The sequence below is a fragment of the Candidatus Streptomyces philanthi genome, assembly GCF_059553635.1.
On the sequence record NZ_JCANQV010000603.1, the window covers coordinates 1 to 1,392 of the forward strand.

The following is a 1,392-nucleotide window of genomic DNA, read 5'->3' on the forward strand; positions in this document are numbered from 1 at the left end:
AGGCGACGAGCAGGAGGACGCCGAGCAGCCCGACGCAGAAGCTGACGACGAACACCGCGTCGTAGGCGTCGGCGGTGGCCCACAGCAGCGCGAAGGCGGCGAGCGGGCCGAGCAGCGCGCCGGTGGTGTCCATCGCGCGGTGCACGCCGAACGCCCGGCCGAGCGCGTCAGGTGGCGCGCTCAGCGAGATCAGGGCGTCGCGGGGCGCGGTGCGTACGCCCTTGCCGAGGCGGTCGGCGGCGAGGGAGGCGGCGATGCCGGCGGTGCCGCCCCCGGCGAGCAGCAGCCCGAGGCGGGACAGCGCGGACACGGCGTAGCCCCAGCCGGCGACGAGCTTGTGCCGTCCGCCGCGGTCGGCGGCGTGCCCGCCCACCAGCCGGACGAGGGCGGTGACGCCGTTGTAGAGGCCGTCGAGGAAGCCGAACTGTAGGGGGGAGAGGCCGAGTTGGAGGACGAAGTAGAGCGGCAGCACGGCGGTGACCATCTCGGAGGAGATGTCGGTGACGAGGCTGACCGCGCCGAGGGCCAGGACCGGCCCGCCGACGCGGCCGCGGTTCGCCCTGGCCGCCGTGGTGACCGCGTCCGTGGTCGCGAGATACATCTACGGAATCCCGTGGGTCGCGGGGGCGGTCGGGCTCAGTGGCACGCGTAGGCGGGGCTGCTGTCCTTGACGCCGCCGTCGGTGCCCACCAGCTGCCAGGAGAAGCCGGTGTCGGTGAAGTTCAGCTTGATCACGCCGTAGGTGTTCGTCAGCCGCTTCTCGCTGTTGCGCTGTACTTCCTCGATCTTGTAGGGGTGGGCGCCGCCCATGCCGCCGAGGAGTTCGACCAGTCCGTTCTTGTCGGCCCTGCCGTCCGCGTCCTGCGGGGCGAAGCGCTCGTAGTGGTGGTCGTGGCCGTTGAGGACGAGTTCGGCCCCGGCGTCCTGGAGCAGTTTCCACACGGGCCTGCTGACCGGGTCGTTGCCGTGCTCGCCGGAGGAGAAGAGGGGGTGGTGCCAGTAGGCGGCCACGCACTTCCTGGAGTTGGCGGCGAGGTCCTTCTTGAGCCAGTCGATCTGGGAGGAGTTGAGGTTGTTGGAGTCCAGCGCGATGAAGTGCCAGTTGTTCTTGTCGAAGCTGTAGTACGGCTTGCCCTTGGGGTAGGCGATCTTGCCGAAGTACTTCTTGTAGCCCGTGAGTTCGCCGTCCGGGTCGTAGGTCTCGTGGTTGCCCGCGACGGGACGGGTCCTGTCCTTGAAGGCGCCCCAGCTGGTGTCGTAGTAGCGGGTGAAGTCCTTGTAGCGGGCGTCGTCGTACTGGTTGTCGCCCATGGTCATGACGAACGCCGGGTCGATCTTCCGGACGAGCGCCGCGGTCTTCGGGTGTACGCAGTCGCTCTTCTTGGCGGTGCA

Annotated in this window: 2 protein-coding genes; both read right to left on the minus strand. The window is 69.3% G+C overall.

Features of this window, described 5'->3' with window-relative positions; all coding sequences use genetic code 11:
* Positions 1 to 601 (minus strand): MFS transporter (locus tag AC51EU_RS30545; RefSeq protein WP_496270336.1); only part of this gene is annotated, 601 nt, incomplete at its 3' end.
* A gap of 35 nt (positions 602 to 636) precedes the next feature.
* The coding region (locus tag AC51EU_RS30550) for a metallophosphoesterase family protein (protein ID WP_496270337.1) at positions 637 to 1,392 on the minus strand (756 nt) is incomplete at its 5' end.